Source organism: Mesorhizobium sp. LEGMi-168a (assembly GCF_058312955.1).
In genome coordinates, this window is sequence record NZ_JBZEGV010000063.1 from 1 (window position 1) to 6,565 (window position 6,565).

The 6,565-nt window shown below is 56.8% G+C and carries 6 protein-coding genes; 5 read left to right on the plus strand and 1 reads right to left on the minus strand.

The annotated features are described in order from the left end of the window. Both AC4FWB_RS33595 and AC4FWB_RS33600 read left to right on the plus strand, forming a co-directional pair. Positions 1–266 (plus strand): hypothetical protein (locus AC4FWB_RS33595; protein WP_491030518.1); only part of this gene is annotated, 266 nt, incomplete at its 5' end. 398 nt (positions 267–664) lie between these two features. Then, positions 665–1,021: a hypothetical protein gene (locus AC4FWB_RS33600; RefSeq protein WP_491030519.1), complete on the plus strand. Its 357-nt coding sequence runs from the start codon at positions 665–667 to the stop codon at positions 1,019–1,021. A 26-nt stretch (positions 1,022–1,047) separates the two neighbouring features. On the opposite strand, the gene AC4FWB_RS33605 is transcribed toward AC4FWB_RS33600, so the two are convergent. Further along, positions 1,048–1,290: a hypothetical protein gene (locus tag AC4FWB_RS33605; RefSeq protein ID WP_491030520.1), complete on the minus strand. Its 243-nt coding sequence runs from the start codon at positions 1,288–1,290 to the stop codon at positions 1,048–1,050. Positions 1,291–2,030: 740 nt separating this feature from the next. Between AC4FWB_RS33605 and glyA the strand changes: the two genes are divergently transcribed. The 3 genes from glyA (at position 2,031) to AC4FWB_RS33620 (ending at position 6,122) form a co-directional block, all read left to right on the plus strand. Then, positions 2,031–3,368 (plus strand): serine hydroxymethyltransferase, encoded by a 1,338-nt coding sequence (gene glyA / locus AC4FWB_RS33610; RefSeq protein WP_491030523.1) that lies wholly within the window; start codon positions 2,031–2,033, stop codon positions 3,366–3,368. A 52-nt stretch (positions 3,369–3,420) separates the two neighbouring features. Beyond that, the gene (gene metK / locus AC4FWB_RS33615; RefSeq protein ID WP_491030521.1) at positions 3,421–4,617 is read left to right on the plus strand and encodes a methionine adenosyltransferase; all 1,197 of its coding nucleotides are present in this window, start codon (positions 3,421–3,423) and stop codon (positions 4,615–4,617) included. A 647-nt stretch (positions 4,618–5,264) separates the two neighbouring features. Continuing rightward, entirely contained in the window at positions 5,265–6,122 is an 858-nt protein-coding gene (locus tag AC4FWB_RS33620; RefSeq protein ID WP_491030522.1) for a sterol desaturase family protein, read from the plus strand. Positions 6,123–6,565 lie beyond the last annotated feature (443 nt).

Sequence of the window (6,565 nt, forward strand, 5' to 3'; positions counted from 1 at the left end):
CCGCGACAATCAACCTGACAAAGCACTTGCGCGCGTCAATCAAAGCCGCAATCATCACACCCGCCGCGACGCCAGATTCTCATCCAGATTGTCGCGCACCTCTCTCCCAGATTGTCGCGCTACAGCCAGAACATCGTCATACTGCTCAAGCTCGTAAGCCTACAGGAAAGAAGGCCGGCTGGACATCGCGCCCGATTTGTCGCGATAAGCAAGCATGCAAGGAGTGGCTGACATGGGCGTCGATATTGATTTGCAAAGCAAGCTGAGCACATAGACCGGGAATAGCTGGCAGCGGGGTGCGCATTCCCTCCTGAACAAAGATGGCCAGGCTCCAGATTCCAATCGACCGATATCCTGAATGGAATGCCGCCGCCGGCTTTCTCCTCGGTCTTGATGCCGCTGACTAGGATACGGTTAGACGGAACTCCATGTCGTTCCTCTCCGCACTGCAGCGGCAACAGCGGCCGGCTCGGAACTAACACCCTTCGTCAGGCATCGCGTTCATGCCGACTTAGTTTTGCTTCTTTCTGGTATCAAGAGGTGGGTTCATTGATCAATCCCGATGACGCCGCTAGCCCGAAGTCGGCAAACTCCAGTCTTCGGAGGATCTTAGGGATCAGCTCACATCTGTGCGACGACTGCGCAGACCTGCAGAGAGAGGCGATTGGACGAGCATAACCCCGAGGAAGAAGCGATCGAGACCGTCTTCCGGAACGGCACAATCACAGTCGTCGGCATATTGCTGGCGTTTTCGCTGGGTTTCGTCACACATTGGGCGGCAAACCCGGTGCCGTGGCGATTTTACGACCTGTTCGCAGTGGTCCCAATCCTGGTCGGCATAGCCTCGCAGATGCGGGCGCTATCGCTGTTGCTCGACATGAGTTCGCTGCGACGCCAGGTCTATGAGCGCGCCAACCGCATCTTCACGGCCGGCCTCATCCTGACCGCCTGCGGCGTCGGGCTGGCAATTCTGCTCGACGTGTTCGAAGTGGCATCGACCGGCACTTTGCCTGGAGCGTAGCCAAGGGCACCAAGCGCTCTCACGCCCTACGGGCACATCTCAGCGCTGTTGCGACGGCTGGCCTCGATCTTCTCGAGCACGTCTTCTAAACTCATGCTGTCAATGCCGCAGGCCGCGTCACCACGACCGGTGCGCTTCGACGCAAGAGTGTCTGGCATTCTTCGAATCCCCACCATGCCGCCCCGTTGGCTTGAAACCATGCGGCTCGACCCATCTTGACCGGCATCTCGGCGCGCAGACATTGCAACAGTTTCTTCAAAGAAGTTCATAGACTCTTAGCAACAAGAAATCGCTGTGGGTGGTAGCTTATCTCAACGTCTGAGGTCAGTCAGAGACTCAAAACCGCGGTTCCTCCTGATCTCCGACCTCCGAACTGGACCCAATCTATGGCCAAAGGCTATGGCAACGAGAGCACTCGACCTAATTATTCGACTTCAATCACTGTCGGTTCGAACAATTACATGCCAAGAGACCTACGTCTCCTTGCGTGCACCGAGAGTGTCCGGTTTGTGAGACAAGCAACGACCTAATTTGGTTTGAAAGCTGCGGCATCTGCGGAGAACGCCAGATGGCAAATTCAGTGCAACGAGTATCCAGTCTTTCCATATGGCTCGATGCTGAACAATGATGACACTGGTCAGTCGCCTAAGGACGGCAGCGCATCTTGATCGCCTTCGAATCCTGGGCCTTTGCGCGCATGCAGACCTAACTGTCTGCGAGCTGGCAGACATTTTGGATCTACGTCGCGATCGCGTTGTGCGACATGTCAGGCTACTCGCCAGAGCCGACTTTCTTGGCTGCAACGAACAACGTCCGTGGCGCTCCTATCATCTCAAAGCAAGAGGCAAGGACGGCGGTCTGGTCCAATTGCTAGTCGATCTCCTGCCCCACTGCGATGGCCATCATGAACGAGACCTACAACGACTCGAAGCGATACGAGACGAGCAGCCAAAGGGGACAGCCTGCTTGGTCGTGAAATAGATCGATCCAATTGGAGCGCGAGCCCATGATGAACAACTCTGGCGATCTCGCCATCGCGCAGCCCAACGCTTACGGACGCTCTTGCTTAGCCGCGGTTGATCGCCGCGTTCACGATCTGCTTCTGAGACAAGAGCGACAGGAGCGCACGACGCTCAAACTAATCGCTTCTGAAAATTTTGCCTCCTCGGCAGTTCTGGAAGCGACCGGGTCGATTTTCACAAACAAGTATGCCGAGGGATACCCTGGTGCGCGCTACTACGCGGGAAACGAGATCGTCGATGAGCTTGAGAACCTCGCCATTGAACGCTTGAATAAACTATTTGGAAGCGAACACGCTAACGTCCAGCCCTATTCCGGCTCGCCGGCCAATCAGGCTGTCTATCGCGCGCTTTTGAAGCCTTGCGACAAAGTCATGGGTTTGCCGATTCCGGAAGGGGGCCATCTCACCCATGGTTGGGCCATCAACTTTTCCGGAACTGACTATCGACGCGTCCCCTATGGGCTGAACGAAAAGACGCAGCAAATTGACTATGACCGCTTGCGCGAGACAGCTAAGCGAGAACGGCCGCGGCTTATTTGGGTCGGCGGAACTGCTTATCCACGTGTCTTTGACTACGCGGCAATGGCAGAAATCGCTCTGGAGGCGGACTCCTATCTTGTAGCCGACATTGCGCACATCAGCGGCCTGATTGCTGCAGGAGCGCACCCCAACCCCGTGCGCCATTGCGACGTCGTCAGCAGCACCTCGCACAAGTCGATCCGTGGTCCCCGCGGCGGTTTCATTTTGTCCAGGAACGAAGATCGCTATCAGGCGCTCTATCATCCGAAGAGCAAACACAATCTCGCCAGGCGGATAGATCGCGCGGTCTTCCCTCACCTGCAAGGCGGGCCGCATATGAATGTTATCGCCGCGCTAGCAGTCGCCTTGCAGGAAGCCGCGACCCCGTCCTTCCGTAACTACGGCCAACAGACCGTCAAGAATGCCAAGGCTTTGGCCCAGGCACTTCTTGAGCGAGGCTATGACCTGGTTACCGGGGGGACTGACAATCACATGCTGATCCTTGACCTGCGCGACCGACCATTGCCAGGCAGGGCCTATGCCGAGCGACTAGCAAGGGCGGGCATCATTACGAACTTTAACATGGTGCCGGGCGATCCGCGCGATCCGGCGGTTACAAGCGGAATTCGCTTGGGTTCGCCAGCAGTGACGTCAATGGGCATGCGCGAGAGGGAGATGGTACAAATTGCTGGCTTCATTGACTTCGTCCTCAGGTGGCCAAACGACGAAGATCTCCATGCTGGCGTGCGAAGAGACGTTGCCGACTTATGCGCTGCGTTCGAGGTCCCGGGCCTCACCGATAGGTAAGGGGCTAAACAAAATGCCCCATGCAACTCCAACACCCGAAGCGAGGCATTTCATGGCTAGGCAGTTCGTATTCTCTTCCGAATCGGTTGGCGCGGGACACCCGGATAAGCTGGCCGACAACATCTCGGACGCAATCCTCGACGCAGTCTTGCGCTTCGATCCAAGGGCGCGCGTCGCCTGTGAAGCCTTGGTGAAGACATGTGAAGCCTTGGTGAAGACAGGGACGGTCGTTCTGGCTGGCGAGATTACCAGCGATGCAAAGGTCGACTACGGCCAAGTTGCCCGCGATACGATCGTTGATATCGGATACGACGATGAGGCCGTTGGCTTTGACGGCCGGCGTTGCTCGGTCGTTGTGGCTCTCACCGAGCAGTCGCCCGACATCAGCCAAGGCGTTGACGAGGGCCGGGGGCAGGACCTCGAACAGGGCGCGGGAGATCAGGGCCTCATGTTCGGCTATGCATGCCGCGAGACCGATACTTTGATGCCGTTGCCCATCCAGCTCGCCCACCGCTTGACGAAAAGACAGGCAGATGTCCGCAAAGCTGGACAGCTTAGCTGGTTGCGTCCCGACATGAAATCCCAGGTCTCCGTGTGCTATGAAGGCTTGCGCCCTGTCGCCCTGGACACCATCGTCGTGTCGACGCAGCACAATGAGCAGGTCTCGCAAGAGACGGTTCGCGAGGGCGTGATTGAGGAAATAATAAAGCCGGTCCTGCCGACCGAGCTGGACACGGAAGGCATCAGAATTCTGGTCAACCCAACGGGGCGGTTCGTAGTCGGTGGGCCGCGCGGCGACTGCGGCCTCACTGGACGCAAGATCATCGTCGATTCCTATGGCGGAATGGGGCGTCACGGGGGCGGCGCCTTTTCGGGCAAGGACCCGTCCAAGGTTGACCGCTCGGCTGCCTATGCCGCCCGATATGTCGCGAAAAATATCGTGGCTAGCGGGCTCGCGGACGTCTGCGAGGTGCAGCTTGCTTACGCGATCGGCGTGGCAAGCCCGGTTTCTGTCATGGTCAACACTTTCGGGACCGCAAGGATTGAGGAAAGAAGGATCGAGCGGCTCGTTCATGAGCTATTCGATCTCAGACCCAAAGGCATTATCAAGATGCTTGATCTCTTGCGCCCGATTTACCGCAAGACTGCGACCTATGGGCATTTCGGCCGTGAAGAGCCTGAGTTCACCTGGGAGAGGACTGACAGAGCCGACGACTTGCGGCGCGAGGCAGGACTCGCCGCCCCGTGAGGGCCGACGCCGAATGGATTGGCATGGGGAACCGCCATTCCAACTGACGAGCCCCGCGCCCGGCCGGCATGGAGAAAGCGGTAGGCCCGTTGGCGGAGTCAATGATGCTGAAATATGACGTGCTTTGCATCGGCAAAGCCATTGTCAACATCACGCCCTGCACGACGAGCCGTTCCTCGATACCAACGGCATCATCACGGCGCGATGAACCTGATCGACACCGGTCGCGCCGACCTGCTGGCTTTTGCAAGGCTCTGCTGCCATGGCAGGTCGCCACCTCAACATACTGGCGCATAGTTGGTCGCCTCGGACAAGCCAGCTCGTCCAACGGGCTTCTCCGACCATTTAGAAAATGGATGGGCCTTATTCAAACAATCGATTTTACCAATCTGCGAAAATCCCGCATAGCACGTCCCTGCGGTGCCCCGCTGTGCCGGCGCAATGATCATCGTTTGGATGCGCACTGAAAAGCAGATTTGCAAGACGTGGCTATATGCAACTCGTACTGCGCGGATATCGAACGTGCCGACCCCAATTTATCGGACCGCGCTGGAGATTCACAACTATTTGGATTCGCCCTCGTGACGAGCGCGTCGATGATCCGACCTGAAGTTGGCGCATTTTGAACGATTCGCCGGAGCAAACAAATGCACATTCTCGATTTTAATCAGATGACCCAGATCTTCTTGAAATCGTTCGAGCTGGTTGTCGTCTTCGCTACCATTTGTGCCGCGCTGGAGCTGACCTTTCCGGCTTATCGATACAGTCTTGCCTCATATGTTCGCGGCGTGCGGAATTGGATCATTCGGCTCGGATTGGGCGCGTTTATCTGGCACTTCTTCGCTGTGAGCCTGGCTTGGCTAGGCATAAAGCCGCTGATAACGATCAATTTCGGTACGTTGCTTCACTCTGACAACGCAATCATCAACAGTGGATTGGCTGTCCTTTCAGGGGTTTTAGTCGCGATTGCCGGCGACTTCTTTTACTACTGGATGCACCGTGCTCAGCATGCTGTTCCATTCCTCTGGCGCCTGCACGCTACTCACCACTCGATCCGCGAATTGACGGCATGGAATTGCAATCATCACATCACCGAGCCACTGATTTACGCGGCGTTGGTAGCACTGCCACTCGCTCTGATCCATTTTGAATCTGGCGTAGTGCCCATCGTTGCCATGACGCTAATTACGTTTCAGGCCCATTTTTCGCATTCTAGTACCCGCATCAATTTTGGGCCGCTTCGATACATCATTGGCGACAACAAATTCCACCGCATTCACCACTCGATGGAGCCGCATCACCGGCACCGAAACTATGGGTTCTTTACGACCATCTGGGACACGATTTTTCTAACCGCATACTGGCCAAAAAAGAATGAGTGGCCGGAGGTTGGCATGCGAAACCAGCCCGAACCGCTCACGGTGCGCGATTACGTTATGTTCCCATTCGATCGACGTCGCTGGCGTAAAGCTAAAGTCGGAAATGCTGCAGAGGCTAGGGATTGAACGAGTGGAGGCTCGCGCTTCGAATCTGACTGTCGAGGCCACAAAGCCATCAAAGAAAGCAATCTATCTGGAACAGCCCCTCAGACATCGGACAAGCCCCACCTAAGAAGGATTATGGTGGGGACCGAGTGGCAGCAGCATAGGGGATTTTCCTACAGCCCTGCCGCGTTGGTGAGATTGACCGGAAACGGTCGCACCGGTCGTGTCGACTTTGCGTACTCATCCGGTGAAGACCGCAGGCGTGCGTATCCGGCGGCCATGAGCATCGCGGTGCTGAGGTCAAGCTTTCGATGCGGAGACGCGATGATATTCTTCGAGGAGGAGTTCGACCTCCTCGATGCCTTCATCGGTGAAGGCCAAGATCCCGTCGTCATCGTTGGCTCCGTAGACCCAGATGACGCCGTCCTCGGGCTCGAGACCGAGGGTCAGGTCCTGGATGAGCG

Bases quoted from the DNA above. Each gene is read 5' to 3' on its own strand.
- AC4FWB_RS33605 (WP_491030520.1), bottom strand. From the start codon at position 1,290: ATGAACTTCTTTGAAGAAACTGTTGCAATGTCTGCGCGCCGAGATGCC.
- glyA (WP_491030523.1), top strand. From the start codon at position 2,031: ATGAACAACTCTGGCGATCTCGCCATCGCGCAGCCCAACGCTTACGGA.
- metK (WP_491030521.1), top strand. From the start codon at position 3,421: ATGGCTAGGCAGTTCGTATTCTCTTCCGAATCGGTTGGCGCGGGACAC.
- AC4FWB_RS33620 (WP_491030522.1), top strand. From the start codon at position 5,265: ATGCACATTCTCGATTTTAATCAGATGACCCAGATCTTCTTGAAATCG.